The sequence below is a fragment of the Chryseobacterium sp. SIMBA_029 genome (genome assembly GCF_046535275.1).
Lineage (GTDB): Bacteria > Bacteroidota > Bacteroidia > Flavobacteriales > Weeksellaceae > Chryseobacterium.
In genome coordinates this window covers 1-262 of the sequence record NZ_JAWRXA010000462.1, presented here as the reverse complement: position 1 = coordinate 262, position 262 = coordinate 1, and the positions used below count along the sequence as shown (strand labels likewise).

Genomic DNA, 262 nt, shown 5'->3' with positions numbered 1-262 from the left:
CGTGGATTGGACAAGTGCCTTTTGTGATGAAAAAGGAAATGTGAATGAAGATTTTTCAGGGTCAAAGTGGCTGGTCGGATTTACAGGAGTAGAAGAGGGAACAAAAATAACGATTAACATTCATTATCAATCTCAGGAAATAATGAAAAAAATGTTGGAAATGGGGTTTGAAGAGGGGCTTAAAATGGGATTGAATCAATTGGAGGAAATTTTAGATAATCATTAGAAAAAATAGTAAGTTAATTTTGTACTAATAAAATAG

General features: G+C 32.4%; 1 protein-coding gene. It reads left to right on the top strand.

Features of this window, described 5'->3' with window-relative positions; translation table 11 throughout:
• Window positions 1-226: SRPBCC family protein (locus tag SB679_RS24830; protein WP_410704956.1), on the top strand; the 226-nt coding region annotated here is incomplete at its 5' end.
• Window positions 227-262 lie beyond the last annotated feature (36 nt).